The sequence below is a fragment of the Erythrobacter sp. S259 genome, assembly GCF_057364965.1.
Genome location: NZ_CP200286.1, coordinates 813559 through 829691, shown reverse-complemented (window position 1 = coordinate 829691; position 16133 = coordinate 813559). Strand labels below are relative to the sequence as shown.

Annotated in this window: 10 protein-coding genes and 2 tRNA genes; 6 read left to right on the top strand and 6 right to left on the bottom strand. The window is 55.5% G+C overall.

Annotated elements, in window-relative coordinates; translation table 11 throughout:
• Window positions 1-190: 190 nt before the first annotated feature.
• Window positions 191-640, bottom strand: coding sequence for a GFA family protein (locus tag AC0V60_RS03895; RefSeq protein WP_486177224.1), 450 nt, complete (start codon window positions 638-640; stop codon window positions 191-193).
• Between the two features lie 27 nt (window positions 641-667).
• The gene (locus AC0V60_RS03890) at window positions 668-1129 is read right to left on the bottom strand and encodes an Lrp/AsnC family transcriptional regulator (RefSeq protein WP_486177223.1); all 462 of its coding nucleotides are present in this window, start codon (window positions 1127-1129) and stop codon (window positions 668-670) included.
• A gap of 375 nt (window positions 1130-1504) precedes the next feature.
• Between AC0V60_RS03890 and AC0V60_RS03885 the strand changes: the two genes are divergently transcribed.
• From AC0V60_RS03885 to AC0V60_RS03870, 4 genes are all read left to right on the top strand, one after another.
• On the top strand, window positions 1505-3661 hold the full coding sequence (locus tag AC0V60_RS03885) for a histidine kinase dimerization/phospho-acceptor domain-containing protein (RefSeq protein ID WP_486177222.1): 2157 nt from the start codon (window positions 1505-1507) through the stop codon (window positions 3659-3661).
• 84 nt (window positions 3662-3745) lie between these two features.
• The gene (locus AC0V60_RS03880) at window positions 3746-4810 is read left to right on the top strand and encodes a polysaccharide deacetylase family protein (protein WP_486177221.1); all 1065 of its coding nucleotides are present in this window, start codon (window positions 3746-3748) and stop codon (window positions 4808-4810) included.
• Between the two features lie 119 nt (window positions 4811-4929).
• Window positions 4930-5005, top strand: a tRNA-Ile gene (locus AC0V60_RS03875).
• A 77-nt stretch (window positions 5006-5082) separates the two neighbouring features.
• A tRNA-Pro gene (locus AC0V60_RS03870) sits at window positions 5083-5159 on the top strand.
• A gap of 64 nt (window positions 5160-5223) precedes the next feature.
• Here the strand turns inward: AC0V60_RS03870 and AC0V60_RS03865 are convergent.
• Window positions 5224-7539: an EAL domain-containing protein gene (locus tag AC0V60_RS03865; RefSeq protein ID WP_486177220.1), complete on the bottom strand. Its 2316-nt coding sequence runs from the start codon at window positions 7537-7539 to the stop codon at window positions 5224-5226.
• 56 nt (window positions 7540-7595) lie between these two features.
• Window positions 7596-9620, bottom strand: a complete 2025-nt coding sequence (locus AC0V60_RS03860; protein WP_486177219.1) for a FecR domain-containing protein — start codon at window positions 9618-9620, stop codon at window positions 7596-7598.
• Window positions 9621-9761: 141 nt separating this feature from the next.
• On the opposite strand from AC0V60_RS03860, the gene AC0V60_RS03855 reads away from it, so the two are divergent.
• On the top strand, window positions 9762-11423 hold the full coding sequence (locus AC0V60_RS03855; RefSeq protein WP_486177218.1) for a ShlB/FhaC/HecB family hemolysin secretion/activation protein: 1662 nt from the start codon (window positions 9762-9764) through the stop codon (window positions 11421-11423).
• Window positions 11424-11503: 80 nt separating this feature from the next.
• On the opposite strand, the gene AC0V60_RS03850 is transcribed toward AC0V60_RS03855, so the two are convergent.
• Together AC0V60_RS03850 and AC0V60_RS03845 are read right to left on the bottom strand one after the other, a co-directional pair.
• On the bottom strand, window positions 11504-12772 hold the full coding sequence (locus AC0V60_RS03850; protein WP_486177217.1) for a GGDEF domain-containing protein: 1269 nt from the start codon (window positions 12770-12772) through the stop codon (window positions 11504-11506).
• 166 nt (window positions 12773-12938) lie between these two features.
• Window positions 12939-14108, bottom strand: a complete 1170-nt coding sequence (locus AC0V60_RS03845) for a GGDEF domain-containing protein (RefSeq protein WP_486177216.1) — start codon at window positions 14106-14108, stop codon at window positions 12939-12941.
• Window positions 14109-14420: 312 nt separating this feature from the next.
• Between AC0V60_RS03845 and ettA the strand changes: the two genes are divergently transcribed.
• Window positions 14421-16094, top strand: coding sequence for an energy-dependent translational throttle protein EttA (ettA, locus tag AC0V60_RS03840; protein ID WP_486177215.1), 1674 nt, complete (start codon window positions 14421-14423; stop codon window positions 16092-16094).
• Window positions 16095-16133 lie beyond the last annotated feature (39 nt).

Below are 16133 nucleotides of genomic sequence, written 5' to 3'. Positions count from 1 at the left end.
GGAGAGGCGCAGGCGCGAGACCCGAAAGATCAATGACCACAGTCCCATCCTCGCGGGTTTCGGTCGGCAAATGGGGCTGAAGAGGCGGCGTTGATTCCTCAATGGGATCCGCCAGTTCAATAGGCGTCACAACTGGTTCGTCCAGCATGAAGGCTCCTACTCACCTATCCACCTCTTGCACCAATCCGCTCTAATCAAACGAAAATCCCGCTGCCTCGGCTTCGGCAATTATCTCAGAACCGGTCTTCTTTGGAGTGTCCTGCGCCAAGTCATACCAGTCTTGTTTTTCATCAATAAAAATCTGGTACTTGATCGACATCCCTTTGGGCAATTCGAACATGCCGGCAAGGAAAGTGCGGTTTCCTGTCGGCACGAATTTGTACCAAAGATGGCTCCCGCATTTGGAGCAGAAGGCGCGCTCTGCCCAATCGCTGGAGGGATAGCGGGTGATATACTCTTCGCCTGCGATGGAAAAATCATCCGCCTCAATCCCTGCATACATTGAGCCGCCCCATGTCTGGCACATGGTGCAATGGCACACATCAACCTCGCGGTGCGCTTTGCCGAGCGTGACTGTAACAGAACCGCACAGGCAAGACCCGCTTATTGGATGCGCTAAATGCTTGGCAGGGTCACTCATTATCATCCCTCCGCGCTAAATGTCCTGTCAGAGCGGTACACCAGGCTCGTATTTGGCTGTGCGAATTGTGAGCGAGGTTTTGACGCTCGCCACATTGGGTGCAGGGGTGAGCTTGCTGGTCAGAAACTCTTGAAAGCTCTGCAAATCCTGGCTCACAATCTTCAAAATGAAGTCGATCTCGCCATTAAGCATGTGACATTCACGCACCTCGGGAAGGTGGGCCATATGCTCCTCAAATTCGCGCAGGTCTGCCTCGGCCTGGCTTTTCAAACTGACCATTGCAAACACAGTGATCGCGAAGCCGAGTTTTGAAGGGTCAAGATCCGCGTGATAGCCCCGGATAACGCCATCTTCTTCAAGTCCGCGCACTCGGCGCAGGCACGGAGGGGCGGTCAACCCGACACGCTGAGCAAGCTCAACATTTGTGACACGCCCTTCTGACTGAAGCTCACTCAACAACCGACGATCAATCTCGTCTAAGTTTGTCATGGTCCCTGTTCTCTCCTCCAAAGGCGGCGTGTTACACCCCTGCCCTCAATATTTTGCCTGATTACTTTCGCCACTCGATTCGGGCCGGCCCTTTAGCGGGACGAAGCTGACGGGACGAAGCTAACGGGACAAAAGCCGCCTGAAAGAATCTACCCGATTCATCGGTTTTGAAACTAATAAAATTATGTGTGCCAGCAATTGTCCCGCTTTGCAACGCACTCCAATGCCGGTCTATCGCTCCTTTCGCTTGATGCTATCGACTGCACTAGCCAAGATCGGCTTTCGTCTTGTGCGCGATAGTGCGTTTGTGGAGCCTGCATGTTCTTTGATGATCGCCTTGCAACAGTTTTGAGACAAAAAGCTCAGAGCGACGCGATGCGCCGGACGCAATATCGGCAATTGCTTGACCTCTTGGGGTCTCAGGCCAGCGGAGCACGCCATGCCGCACGTGACCCGAGCCTTGTGGCCGCCGCATGGATGCGGATGAACACGCTGGCAGAGACCATTCCGGCCAAGGACCGCGCCAAGCTGATCAATGAGCCCGGCTGGCGGCTGCGCAATCCAGAATTGGTCGCACACCTTGCCGACTTTGAACCGGACGTGGCGTCCGCTGCCATAAGCCGTGCGCAACTGCGGAGCGAGGACTGGATCACACTCGTCCCGCGCCTGCCTGTTCGGGCACGCGGATTTTTGCGGCTTCAACGTGATTTGCCTGAGGATGTTGAGACGATGCTTGAACAGCTTGGCATTCACGATCGCGGTCTTCCAAACCCTGATACACACGGTGATGCGCAGGTTCCTGATGCGGCAGTCGCTCAAGTGTCCACCACGGCTCAGGGCACTTCCGAGCCCGTTACCGCGCCGCTCGGCCTATCACCGAATGACGAGCTGCCCGGATCGAACATTCCGGTCGAAGATTTGCCGAGCGAACCCTTTTCGGTGCCTCCGATATTGCCGCCCGCCGGTCCGCTCAAAGAGCCTACGGACACAGACAGCTCAAACCGCAGTCGCCCGATATTTTTCCCAAAAAACAGAACGAAGAACGAGAGACCGGATCAAAACACTGCCGATCCTATCGAAGAGCAAGGATTTACCCCCGATCCCTTCACCATCGAAGAGCTGAGGGAAATAGCCGAAGAGCCTCTTGGGATTGATGAGGCTGCTGATGAGGCTGCGGATGAGACCGAGGCCGAACCAAATACCGATACGCAAGATACTGCGGCTCAAGGTATCGAAGCACCACACCCAAACAACGAGGCATACACCTTAGAGGATGAAGCACCGGCTCCCGGCCTCGAGGAGCTGGCACCGCTTGCCGGAGTTCCACCCTGGACCGAGGGCCGGAGCGAAATTTCAGCGCTGGTCGAGCGCATTTCCAATTTTCAACGCTCCCGCGAAACCGCGCCGCGTGTGGATGATCGATTCGATGAAAACATCAACGGTAACAATGGGCTCATGCCGCGCTTACCGCTTGGGGAGGAGGACGACGCGCGCCTCCGGATTGTTCGCGGCTTTGGCTTTGCAGCTGATGCAGGCGGGCGGATCGAATGGGCTCAGGAGGATATCGCACCGATGGTAGTGGGCACGCGGTTGATCGCATCAAGCCGGACCCGGTCGGCTCCGATCCAAGACCCTCTCACATCCGCATTCAACCAGCGCCAGCCGATAAAAGCTGCGCCCTTTGTGTTTAGCGGGGCCCCTGCCATCGCCGGAGACTGGGTTGTCGATGCACAGCCGCGCTTTAGTCAGATTGGCGGGTTTGCGGGCTATGTTGGGCGGATGCGCAGGCCGCTTGAACCGGCGAAAACCGGTCCCAGTCCTGCCCAAAAAGAAGCGGATCGGATCCGCCAATTGCTCCATGAACTGCGCACACCTGTAACGGCGGTGCAAGGTTATTCAGAGGTGATTCAGCAGCAATTGTTTGGCTCTGCGCCGCACGAATACCGCGCGCTTGCAGCTGCTATCGCCTCGGATGCGGCCCGTATCCTTTCGGGATTTGAAGAGCTTGACCGGCTGGCAAGGCTCGAAACCGGAATGACCGAGCCGGACGGAGGGCGGACCGATATCTCCCCACTGGCAAACCGCATCATTCGCCAATTGGCTCAGGTGCTCGATGCGAGAATGGCGGGGATAGAGCTCAAAGAAGAAAGCGAGGCAGCCCTATTTGCCGCAATCGACACCGAAAGTGCTGAGAGCCTCTTGTGGCGGCTTCTTGCCAGCATTGGCGGCGCGTGTGCGGCGGGCGAGACCCTGAAGGCAAAGTTCGAGATTGATGGTGAGCACATTCGGCTCTCATGCGATTTGCCTATGCAATTGCTGGGCGAAGATGACCTGTTCGCTGCTGATGCGCGTCCTTCGGGAACCGCGATAAATCCGGGTATTTTTGGCTCAGGATTTGCGCTTCGGCTGGCGCGGGCTGAGGCTCGGGCACGCGGCGGTGATCTTGTGCGTTTGCGAGAGACAATTGCCCTTACGCTACCAAAAGCAAGTAAGCGCCAAGAAGAATCTGGCACTGAATGTGCCGCGCAGTAGTATTTCCTGCCTTTAAACCTGTGCCTTAACGAAGTTCGAGCAACACGGTAAGGCATCGCTAAACTCTGCTATGCTATGACCTTGATGATGAAATGGGCAAGGATCAAATCTGCCGACGAGCAGGCCGTGGGTCTTCGACCCCAAGAGGTGCTTCCTCTTTCGATGGCGCATACCCCCGGCGTTTTTGCCAAGCCCCAATTTCACGCCGATTTTGGCCAGCGCATGCTGCTTACAGTCGACACTGAAGAAGAGTTTGATTGGAACGGCCCGTTCACTAGGGACAAGCACGGGCTCAGCCACATCTCAGCGATCCCTCGGTTTCAAGAGTTCTGCGAGAAGATTGGTGCACACCCTATTTATCTGGTGGATTGGCCGGTTGCCAATGATGCCGCCGCTGTTGAGATTATTGGCGATGCGGTCAAACGCGGCGCCGCTGATATCGGTGCCCAGCTTCACCCCTGGGTGAACCCTCCGTTTGATGAGCCGTTGACCTTGCGCAATTCGTTTGCTGGCAATCTGCCGCGCGAATTGGAACGAGCAAAGTTTATGGCGCTGCGCGGCCGGATCGAAGAAGCATTTGGGACAGCACCGCTAATCTACCGGGCTGGGCGATATGGGCTTGGCCCAAACAGCGCGGAGATTTTGAAACAAGGCGGCATTAAAATCGACACCTCGGTGCGGCCATTGTTCGATTACAGCGCTGAGGAAGGGCCTGACTTTTCAAATCACCCTTCCTCGCCTTATTGGGCCGATGAAGAGCGCAGTCTTCTTGAGGTGCCTATGACAGTCGTTCACTGGGGCGCGATGCGGCAGTTTGGCTCAGCGCTCCAACGCACAGGCAATCATATCCCTTCATTTATGGGCGTATTGGCGCGCACAGGCGTGCTGGAGCGGATCGCGCTTACCCCGGAGGGTGTTTCCACCCAGGAGGCATTGCGCGCGCTGGAATTGTCTTTGAAGGCCAAGACACCGCTCACCGTGTTATCGTTCCACAGCCCCTCATTAATGCCCGGCTTCACACCCTACACGCGCAGTCAAAACGATGTCGACGCGCTGTATGACTGGTTTGCACAAATATATGGGCGATTGGCGCAATCCGGGTTGAAATCCGCAAGCGTTACGCAGGTAATTGAGGCTGTGGGTGCATGATTTTTTGCAACTTGCCCGCATCTTTTGAAAATACCTCAAACACCCGCTTGTGATTTGTGCAGTAGGGCTGTAGAGGCACCGCCAGTTCGACCTTGGGTTTAGCCCAACGAACCCTTATAGGGCCTGTAGCTCAGCGGTTAGAGCTGGCCGCTCATAACGGCTAGGTCGCGGGTTCGAATCCTGCCGGGCCCACCAAGTTTGAGCGTCTGCTCTAATGGGCAAAAAAAGGCGAACCGAGTGCAGCGGATTGACCGCTCGCTCAGATGAAATGTCGGGGAGTGGCGCAGCCAGGTAGCGCACCTGTTTTGGGTACAGGGGGTCGGAGGTTCGAATCCTCTCTCCCCGACCATTTCATCAATTTTCTAAAAACGAACGAAAACGGGTCAGGCTTGGGAGCCGCTCGTTCTGTGCATTCAGCCTGTGATCGCCAGCTCAGCAAAAGCTGGTGATGTTTCTGTCCTGCGTTCTTCCAAAAGTGGCGCAAGCTCTGCTGGTGGCACCGGTTTGGAGATCAAATACCCTTGTGCATAATCGCAGCCGATCTCTCGCAGAAAATCGAGACATTCCTGCTCCTCAATCCCTTCACACACGACACGCAGATCCAGCGAGTGCGCCAGATCAATCGTTGAGCGGACCATTAGTCCATCACTGCGGTTCTTGTGACAGTTTTGAACAAAGGCGCGGTCAATCTTAAGCTCTTTGAGCGGCAATTGCTGCAAATAGCTGAGCGTGGATTGACCCGTGCCATAATCATCAATTGAGATGAGCACACCAAGATCGCGGAATCGCTCAAGATTGCGGGCAGCCACCTCCGGGTCGAGCATGGCTGCGCTTTCGGTGACTTCAAAAATGAGCCGCTCGTTGGGAACCCGCATTTCTTGAAGCACGTGTTCGGCGGCTGATACGAAACGCTCGGAGGTGATGAGATTGGCAGAAATGTTGACCGCAGCCGAAACCACTATGCCGTTCTGGCACCATTCGAGCAGATCAGAAATGGCGCGGCGCAAGACAAATAACGTCAAGCGGTCAATCCGGTTGGTTTCCTCGGCCAGCGGAATGAACAGGTCAGGCCGCATATAGCCGCGTGTGGGGTGCTGCCATCGCAAAAGCGCCTCGACGCTTTCAATACGATCGGTCTCAAGCCGCAGCTTTGGCTGGTACACAACTTTGAGCTGCTCTGCATCAATCGCCTCATCAAGCTCGCCCATAAGCGAGACGCGCTGCTCAATGATGGCCGCTTCTGCATCTTCGTGAGCGTGCCATAATTTGTCTCCATCAGCCGCATGGCTCGCCGCACGGCTGGCTGCATCAAGGTCCGCCCCTGATGCGATGCCAAAGGCCATGTGGATGTCAATCTTGCGCCCACCCACCTCGAGAGACTTTTCCATCGCTTCGCTGATTTTCTCGCACGCGTCGATAAGCTCCTGGTAATCGCCAGTGTGGACCCAGGCGATCATCCTTGTGTCAGCGCGGTATGCTTTTTCGATGGGATGAACAGCGCGCATCCGGTCGACCAATCGGTCGATGAATTTGCCAGTAAGCTCCTGACCCAGGACGGCGCGGATCGAGTCGAACTGTTTGACAAACGCTGTGACAGTAAATTCAGCCCCCTGATGCTGCCCTGTGTTGAATGCCAGAGCATTTGGCATCCCGGTTTCACTGTCGACAAGCGCCTCCTTGCGAAGGTTTTGGCGCACAATCCAAGCGGTTTGGAACACAGCCGATAGTACCACCAATATCGCAGCAGGAACGAATTCCAGCAGAGTGCGTGCACCGTGATACGCTAAGGCCTCAGCAATAAGAAGGAAGACAAGCGCGCCGAAGCAGCGAAAGGTCACCTGCAAATAGGTGGGAGCGCGAATGACCAGCAAAGTAAGCAGGAGGGCCAAGGCTAATAATGGAACAGGGCCGTACTCGAGCATGGGGCCCGCCATCAGCGTCTCAGCTGCGAGAACGTGGATCGTCACCCCCGGGATCACACCATAAATCGGCACACCGTAGCGATCACCAAGGTCGATCGCTGTCGCTCCGACGATCACGTCCTTTCCGGCAAGCTGAGACTTGTCAAAGTCGCCGCGTTCAATGTCGATGAAGCTGTGGCGCGGGATTGACGATGGATCAATGCTGAAGTCGATTGAAAACTCTTCGCCGACTGCCCCCGAAAGACCCGCCAGCAAAGCCGATAGAGAGGGGCGAGGCGTTCCGTCGGTTACAGTGCCATAGACCATCTGGCGAACGCGCGCATCAGAATCTGGCCGGACGGAAACCGACGCAAGACTTGTGCTCTCGCGCAGTTCTGGGATGGGAAGCGCTTCTTCTTTCCAGTCGGCGGTTTCCGAGGCGCGCTGGGCAAAGGTTGCTAGGACAACCGAGATATCGGTTTCCGCAATTGCTTTTGCAAAAGCGGCATCGTTTTCGGGGATCGAAGGGGATGAAAAATTGATATCAAAGACGACTGAGCGCGCACCAGCATCATCAAGCTGACGGACAAGACGTGCATATTTGTCGCGCGGCCAGGGCCAAGCCTGGGACTGTTCGAGGCTGATCGCGTCAAGTTCGACAAGATGCAGATTACCGGAAGCGGGTTTGGCTGCAAGGTTAGCGATTGCGGCGCGCTGCTCATCCTCGATTAGCCGAAGACCGCCTGTCTGAGCAGCACCTATAGCGATTAGCAGACTGACAAAAATGATCGCCCAGCTTTTCGCAGTCTTTGAGATCGGTTTGGTCATTGTGTCCCAGTCCTCAGGCCCATCGTGTTTTGATTATCAAACTCCACTCTGTGCCGTCAGCCACCTTGGCTTTCGCCATATTCCTCGATGCGTTCACGAATTCTATCTAAGACACGCCGGAAACGACCACGCCGACCACGCCGATCACGGTCATCCGATTCCTCTTCCATGGCTTCTTCAACTTCCTCATCCATGGCGTCGTCTGAGGCCTCTTCTTCGGCGCTCGCAAAACCAACAGGGTTCTGGTCATTTGCGGCATCGTCGGTCACGCCTGAGCTGCTGCTCCGATCGTCGTCATCGTCGTCGTCGCCATCATCGTCATCGTCATCGTCATCGTCATCATCATCGTCATCGTCATCGTCGCCAACATTTAGGCCAAGTGCGAGGCCATTTCCGTTGCCGTTGCTGTCATCGTCGTCGTCGTCATTATCATTATCTTCATCGTCGTCGTCATCGTCGTCGCCAACATTAAGGCCAAGTGCGAGGCCATTTCCGTTACCGTTGCCATTGCCGGGATCACCCTCATCACCCTCATCGCTTTCAGCGGCTTCATCATCCTCGTCATTGGCGTCATCATCACCACTTCCCGCACCGATATCGACACCAACGTCTACGCCGCCGCTGTCGTTATCGTCGCCGTCATCACTTTCTTCGGCTTCGTCTTCATCGGAGCTATCATCGGCATCCGCACCGGCTTCGTCAGAACTATCATCCGCATTGGCATCAGCATCAACGTCCTCTTCAGCGTCGGCATCGACGTCTGCGCTGTCGTCCGCCACGTCCCCAGAATCGGTGTCGTCGACGGCATCATCCTCGACGACCTCATCTTCGACAGCCTCATCCTCGACAGCCTCATCTTCGACAGCCTCATCTTCGACAGCCTCATCTTCGACAGCCTCATCTTCGACAGCCTCATCTTCGACAGCCTCATCTTCGACAGCCTCATCTTCGACAGCCTCATTCGCAGCGTCATCGATGCTGTCATTGCCTGCATCGTCCATCTCATCGGATCCTGCATTCGCACTAGAACCAGTATCCGCGTCCGAAACCGAACCTTCGTCCGCATCATCAGCGATGGTATCTTCTTCCGCCTCTCGCAAACCCTCCTCGGCGCCTGCAAAATCTGTGGTTTCCCTGTCGATAAGGTCGTCACTAGCGGAAACGTATTCGCTGTCAGAACCGCTTGAGCTTTCCGCATTTGAAATTGGGCGCGATGAGCCAGAACTTGCCGCCGTTTCTGTGCTGGTGCCCGCATCATCTTCAACCGCGCTTGAAACCAGGCCGCCTGTCAGTTCACCCAAATTGGAGTTGCTGCTTGTGATCGCTGTGGTGATGATGGCAGCTGGCTGAATGGACGGGCGCGCATTCACAGAGGTGAATGTTGCCGCAGGTGAAACGCCGCTTGGCGGCACATTGGCGGGCGCAGAGGACTGCGCGGATGCAGGAGCAGGAGCAGGAGCAGGCGTAGGAACCTGCGTCGTCACTCCGCGCTCAGGGGAGTCGATCTGCCTTGTAACATCACCCTCAATGCTCAACCGAAACCGGTCATCAGCGGCAATCATCGCGACTTCGCCGGGCAGGATAAGGTCCGCCGCCCCTCCATCCAAAGTCGACGCCTCAACCGCACCTTCCGTCACCTGCATGGCCGCACCGCTTTCTGTCACGGTTATAGAGAAGGTCGTACCCTTCACCACAGCAGCAAGATAAGGTGTATCGACCCCAAAATGGGGATCGGGCTGCTTTCCAATATTGAAGATCGCGCTGCCGAAATCCTGGATCATCTGGACAACGCTCCGGTCACGGTTTTCCGGAGCGATTGTAATTTGTGTGTTGGGACGCACGGTCACGAACTCTTTGCCGCGCACCAATACTGCATTGCCATTGCGCCGCGTAACGACCTGCTCGCCTGCGGACACCCGGGTGCCGCGCTGAGCAGGGCGTTCACCAGACGCACCGCGAACAAGAACCGGGCCCTTTACTTCGCTCACGGTCCATGGGCCGGATTGAGCAAATACACTGGTGCTCGAAAGCAGAAGGGAAATTGGCAAGATCGTACGAACGGTACGCTTCGGATGTAACATGTTAAACTCCTTGGTCAGCGTTCCATAGGACGGCTACCCCGTCCATTTCGTAACCAAGGAGGCTTAACAAATTACCGCTTTGACGAATTCTTAGGAGCTTGCGGGTTAATCGCGCCCCTATGGCTTAGAAGGATTCTCATAATGAGCAGGTGGCTTGTTAGCCTCCCGTTACTTGGTGCACTGATCTGTCCTGCGTTGGCCGCGCAATCGTCGCTGGACGTAAGGGATCAAAGCCAAGCGCGCATCGGTTACGATATGCCGCGTCTTGCAATGAGCGAGGTGCCGGCCCAAGCTGTGCGCCGTGCAGAGCCGCAATTGGGCAATGTTCCTCTCGCGACCAATCCCGGCGAAGAATTCGTGATCAACTCGATCATTATCTCTGGCAACAAAGCCTTGCCAGACACCGAATTTGTGGACCTCATCGAGGAATACACATCGCGTCCTCTTTCCCAAGATGACCTCAGCACCCTCGCGACAAGAATTGCCGTAAGGGCGCAGTTCGAAGGGTACATCTTTGCCTCTGCGACAGTCCCGAGCCAAGATCTCAATCTGGGGATTTTGCGCATACAGCTTGATGAAGGCACCATCGACGAGGTCCGTCTTGAAGGGGCAAAAGACGCTGCGATTGCCCGGCAACTGGCCCCCCTCGCCTCTGGCAACGCCGTCACGAGGAGCGAGCTCGAGCGGCGCCTGCTTCTTGCAGATGATATTTCCGGGGTCCGCATTCTTGACACAGAATATGCAAAAGAAGGCTCCCGCGGTGTTTTGATCGTGAAGACCCGGCGCTCAGATGCATCCGCTTACGCCGAAGTCCGCAATAGCGGTTCACGGCAAGTCGGCCCGTTGAGGGCACGTATTGATTTCGATTACAATGGTCTCCTCTCATCGGCAGACGAGGTTGGCATAAGCCTTGGTACCACGCCGCTCCAACCCAGCGAACTGCAATTCGCTCGCGGGTCGTATAAGATCGTGGTCGATGCAAGCGGCTTAGAACTGGGAACTCACCTTTCCTATTCGATGACAGAGCCGGGCGATTTTCTATCAGAGCGTGAGATTGAGGGGCGTTTCTTAAGAGCAGGCGTAAGCGCGCGTTATCCGCTGCGCCGAAGCCGCGATTTGAGCATCTGGGTTGTTGGCGAATTTGAAGTCACTGACCTCAAACAAGATCGTGAAGGAGTGCAGGCGCGAAGGGACCGAGTGCCTGCGCTGCGCGCCGGCATTTATTCACGCGGGAAGCTGGCAGGCGGCCGGTTTGCTGGCCGTCTGACGGCCTCGCGTGGGCTCGACATTCTCGGTGCAACCGGGCCAGGTGATCCGCTTGCCTCACGCGATGACGCATCGGCTCGCTTTACCAGCCTCTATGGCTATTTTGTTTGGAGCCGTTCGCTCGCAAAATCGTTCAGCGTCTCTCTTGGCGCACGCGGACAGCTTGCGTTTGACCCGGTTCTTGCGACCGAAGACATCGGTATTGGTGGCACATCGTTTCTGCGCGGATATGACTTTAACGAACGGTCCGGCGACAGCGGGATCATGGGCTATGGCGAGCTACGCTATAATTGGCGAGGAAGAGGCTTCTGGTTGCCGCGCGCACAGGCTTATATCTTCGCAGACGCTGGTATCGTCTCAAATCTTGAAGATGGCTTTGGGAGCGGTTCGCTCGCATCTGCCGGAAGCGGTTTGAGAATGAGCCTTACGCGCGATCTCGACGTCGATATGGAAGTTGCTGTGCCGCTGAGCGGTGAACGCCGTGACAGCGACAGCGCAGCGCCGCTTTTCAATTTAAGGGTCGGGCAGTCGTTCTAAGCGGTAAGGGCCTCAGTTAGACTCCCGAACCGGCCATCTCTACAGTTTAGCAGCAGCGGCAAGACCCAAAGTGTGCAGCATCAGCCCCGGCTTTTGCTGGTCTTGATTTTCGCAAAAGGAACAATTTCACCGCTCTCGTTCAAAGGAAGCGCCGGGTCAAAGTTATGGCCTTGAACAAACCCCGGGCGGGCTTCGCCCTTGGGCGTGCTCGATGACGCTTCAACTCTGTTACGGCCCGCTCTCTTGGCCGCGTAAAGAGCCCGGTCTGCACGCGCAAAGACCTGCTCATACCCTTCCCCATTTTGCCAATGAGCCACACCAAAACTTACAGTGAAGCGCTGATCGGAGGAGAAACCTGAGATTTGAGAATTGGCAAAGGCCTCCCGCAGTCTGTTTGCGAGAGAAACCGCTGCGGTCTCTGAACAATTCCAGATCACAAGGCAAAATTCTTCGCCGCCCACTCGCCCCGCAATATCCTTTGGGCGGACCTGTGAAGTGATCAATGAGCCAAATGATGAGATGACTTTGTCACCTGCGCTATGACCCCAAGTGTCATTGACGGCTTTGAAATTGTCTATGTCAGCAACGAGCAAGCTTATAGGAATATTGTCCTGGTTGGCCTGCTCAAACAGGTGATTCACGTTTTCCTCAAACGCACCGCGATTGGAAAGCCCGGTCAATGGATCGGTGGTCGCCTGTTCACGCTCTATTTCCATTGTGCCGAAAACGATAGACGTGATCAGACATAAAGCGATCATCGTGAGCAGGGTCGCAATCACTACGATATGGATTGAATTAAGGATGAGAGCCCCCGAGCCCTCATCGCCAGGAATTGCCCTGAAGAGAATGGTCAAAACCGGCCTGATGAAGCCTAGGCCAGAAAGAGCCACAAGCACCCACATCAACGCATGGTCGGCCCAATTGCGTTTGATTCCGTACCAAAGGCATCCAGCAGCGCAGCCTGACACAACAGCAGAATTGGTATTTTGAGCAAGCCTCATTGCGTCGGGCTGTCCCAGCTGCATTGCGATCCACAAAACGACGCAAACAACCAGCACACTAGCAGTGCAAAAAAGGATGGGAGCCTTTATCTCAGCCCGCTTGGAGACGCCCCACATTAAAGCAATTAGACCGCTCGTAGAAACCAGATGGTAGGCCACCGCACCAGCCGCATCAACGTGTTCGATAAGCCGTATATTTATCACAACACCAAGAGCGAGCGATCCGAAACATGCGGCAAACGCAAGCACAGGCCACTGCTTTCGATCATGCCACCAAAACGCTAGAAAAACGCAGGTGAACATCAACGAAATGATCGGAAGGATAAAAGTGAGGATCGCTGTCTGCATCGTGCCCTAAACCAATCCGTCTGCAATCGCAGGCAATGGTTAAGGGCAAGCTCAATCCAAGCTCAGGAGAAGTTCGCGAACCTCCGTTTCGAACCGGAATGAAAACGAGTTTGTTACCCGGCAATGCAAGCGGTGATCACGGTTGCTGCGCGCTGAGCATTCAACCTTAAGCAGCGACGGGGCCAGACCGCGTTTTGTCCTCAGGCCCGGCCGGATTCTCTTCAACCGGCGGCGTATCATCAACCTTGACCGCAGCTGCCCGGTCATTGAGCGGCGCTTTGCGCTCTGCGTTCTCCACCCGGTCTCGTCCGGCAGATTTTGCATTATAGAGCGCTGCATCAGCACGGGCAAAAAGACGCTTGTAGCTTTCACCGCTTTTCGCCGTAGCAACACCAAAACTCGCCGTTAAGCGGATGTCTTCATTGAGGCTGTGATGATCGAGCTTGGCAAAAGTCTTTCTGATACGCTCAGCAAGCCGTTCAGCTGGCTCATTCGGACAATTCCACACAGCAATACAGAACTCTTCACCGCCGACCCGGCCAGCCGTATCACATTCCCAGACCATTTCACTGATGAGCTTACCAAAGCTTGCAATCGCCCTGTCACCTGACTGATGGCCCCAGATATCGTTCACCTGCTTAAAGTGGTCGATATCCGCCACAACGAGGCTGACCGGACGTTTCTCGCTATGAGCCCTTGTCAGTATCTCGCTCATCGATTCTTCGAATGCGGCACGGTTGCGAAGACCGGTAAGCGGATCTTGCTCGCTGCTTTCGCGCAGCGATGTTGTCAACTCTGCGACAGTGGCACCCATAAGGACCATCGCACCAAACACAGATTTCACACCGAGAACAAGCCCGATGAGTGAGTAATAAAATGAGTCCCGGTAAGAGGCATCTGGTATAGAATTTTGATACATTAATGTAAGATTTGGCCGCACGAGAAAATCGGTTGCCCAAAGCCCGACCATGGCGATGATCGTATAGCCGACAAGCCCCCGCTTGGGAGCCATCAACACGGTGGTCAGACAGGCAACATACATCGCACCGTAACCCGTATTGACGATAATCAAACGAGGAGCGACATCGTTGGTCACGCTCGCGGCCAGTGCCAAAACCGAAGCGCTGATGATGTAGATGCCCACCAATATTGCAAGATTGATCGGCTTGCCCATCCGCTCACAGATGGAGGAGATCATCACGATTACCGCAATACTATAGAGCGCCTGTGTGGCATGAAACAGATAGAATGCGTCAGAAGGAAGGAAGTGGGTGACCAGATACCCGGCCGCAAAGAACGTGTAGCCAATCGCAAACCCAAGCACATGGCGTTTCATCCGCCCGAGTGTTCAGAACAAGACGAAGGTTACCGCAAACAGCAGCGCCATTAATGGTGTCAGCATTCCTAAGAGCTGTGTCTGCATGGCTGCAACTCCCCCTCCGCTCAGAGCTAGGTCAATAAGGTTAACAGGAGCCTTAGGGAAAACCCTGATGTGTTACATTTGCGCTTTGCGCACAATTTTGGGCGAATTCGCGCATCATCGACCAATTTTCGGTCGATATGCCTTCTTGCTCAAGCGCGCCCACATGCCTATCTGACTGCCGAACAGCCAACATTTTGAAAAATTCGATCCAAAGGACCTGCCCCCATGGCCGCGCAATACGCTTTCGTAATGAAAGGCATGACCAAGAGCTTCCCCGGCGCTCAAAAGCCTGTGCTTTCAGACATCAATTTGCAATTCTATCAAGGCGCGAAAATCGGCATTGTGGGCCCCAATGGTGCGGGCAAATCGACCCTGATGAAAATCATGGCCGGGATCGACAAAGACTTCTCGGGCGAGGCGTGGGCAGGTGAGAATATCACCGTTGGCTATCTTGCGCAGGAGCCTGAACTTGATCCAACCAAAACCGTGCTCGAAAACGTCAAAGACGGCGCGCGTGCGACCGCTGATCTGGTCGAAGAGTTCAATGCAGTATCAGCCCAAATGGCAGAGCCTGACGCGGATTTCGACGCGCTTGGCGACAAGATGGCCGATCTTCAGGGTAAGATTGACGCGGTCGATGGGTGGACGCTCGACAACCAACTCGAAATCGCGATGGAAGCGCTGCGCTGCCCGCCTTCGGACAGCCCGGTTGACAACCTTTCCGGCGGTGAAAAGCGCCGTGTCGCCCTCACCCGGCTGCTGATCCAGAAACCTTCAATCCTGCTGCTCGACGAGCCCACCAACCACTTGGATGCGGAAAGCGTTGAGTGGCTGGAAAACCACCTCAAGGAATACGCTGGCGCTGTCCTGATGATCACCCACGATCGCTACTTCCTTGATAATGTGGTGGAATGGATCCTCGAATTGGACCGCGGCACATATTACCCATACGAAGGCAACTACTCGACCTATCTCGAGAAGAAGGCCAAACGTCTTGAGCAGGAAAGCCGCGAGGAATCCGGCAAGCAGAAAGCGCTCGCACGCGAACTTGAATGGATCAGGCAAACGCCTGCTGCTCGCCAGACCAAGTCAAAGGCCCGCGTTCGCAAGTTTGAAGAGCTGCAAGACGCCCAATCAGGCCGCGCGCCTGGCAAGGCACAAATCGTTATCCAAGTGCCAGAGCGCCTTGGCGGTAAGGTGATCGAGGCCAAGAACATCTCCAAAGCTTACGGTGATAAGCTTTTGTTTGAAAACCTCTCTTTCATGCTGCCACCCGGCGGCATTGTCGGTGTAATTGGCCCCAATGGTGCAGGTAAATCGACCCTGTTCCGCATGATTACGGGCCAAGAGACGCCCGACAGCGGGACAATCGAAATCGGTGACACGGTGCACCTTGGCTATGTCGACCAGTCACGCGATGACCTGACGCCAACGAACAACGTCTGGGAGGAAATCTCCGACGGGCTCGACTACATGCAAGTCAACGGCCACGACGCCTCAACGCGGGCCTATGTGGGCGCGTTCAACTTCAAAGGCGCAGACCAGCAAAAGAACGTCGGCAAACTGTCAGGCGGTGAACGCAACCGCGTTCACATGGCCAAAATGCTCAAACAAGGCGGCAACGTGCTCCTGCTGGACGAGCCGACCAACGACCTCGACGTGGAGACCCTAGGCGCGCTTGAGGATGCAATCGAGAACTTCGCCGGCTGCGCCGTGGTCATCTCGCACGACCGCTTCTTCCTGGACCGCTTGGCGACGCACATTCTGGCGTTTGAGGGGAACTCACACGTCGAGTGGTTTGAGGGGAACTTTGAGGCTTACGAGGAAGATAAGCGCCGCCGTTTGGGTGATGCGGCGGATCGGCCTACAAGGTTGGCTTATAAGAAGCTGACTAGGTGATTTATTTGCTGCGGTGAGGAATTTCGTTAAACAGACCGA

What these genes read in the sequence shown, in the direction of transcription:
- AC0V60_RS03895 (WP_486177224.1), bottom strand. Translation starts at nt 640, where the DNA reads ATGAGTGACCCTGCCAAGCATTTAGCGCATCCAATAAGCGGGTCTTGC.
- AC0V60_RS03890 (WP_486177223.1), bottom strand. Translation starts at nt 1,129, where the DNA reads ATGACAAACTTAGACGAGATTGATCGTCGGTTGTTGAGTGAGCTTCAG.
- AC0V60_RS03885 (WP_486177222.1), top strand. Translation starts at nt 1,505, where the DNA reads ATGCGCCGGACGCAATATCGGCAATTGCTTGACCTCTTGGGGTCTCAG.
- AC0V60_RS03880 (WP_486177221.1), top strand. Translation starts at nt 3,746, where the DNA reads ATGATGAAATGGGCAAGGATCAAATCTGCCGACGAGCAGGCCGTGGGT.
- AC0V60_RS03865 (WP_486177220.1), bottom strand. Translation starts at nt 7,539, where the DNA reads ATGACCAAACCGATCTCAAAGACTGCGAAAAGCTGGGCGATCATTTTT.
- AC0V60_RS03860 (WP_486177219.1), bottom strand. Translation starts at nt 9,620, where the DNA reads ATGTTACATCCGAAGCGTACCGTTCGTACGATCTTGCCAATTTCCCTT.
- AC0V60_RS03855 (WP_486177218.1), top strand. Translation starts at nt 9,762, where the DNA reads ATGAGCAGGTGGCTTGTTAGCCTCCCGTTACTTGGTGCACTGATCTGT.
- AC0V60_RS03850 (WP_486177217.1), bottom strand. Translation starts at nt 12,772, where the DNA reads ATGCAGACAGCGATCCTCACTTTTATCCTTCCGATCATTTCGTTGATG.
- AC0V60_RS03845 (WP_486177216.1), bottom strand. Translation starts at nt 14,108, where the DNA reads ATGAAACGCCATGTGCTTGGGTTTGCGATTGGCTACACGTTCTTTGCG.
- ettA (WP_486177215.1), top strand. Translation starts at nt 14,421, where the DNA reads ATGGCCGCGCAATACGCTTTCGTAATGAAAGGCATGACCAAGAGCTTC.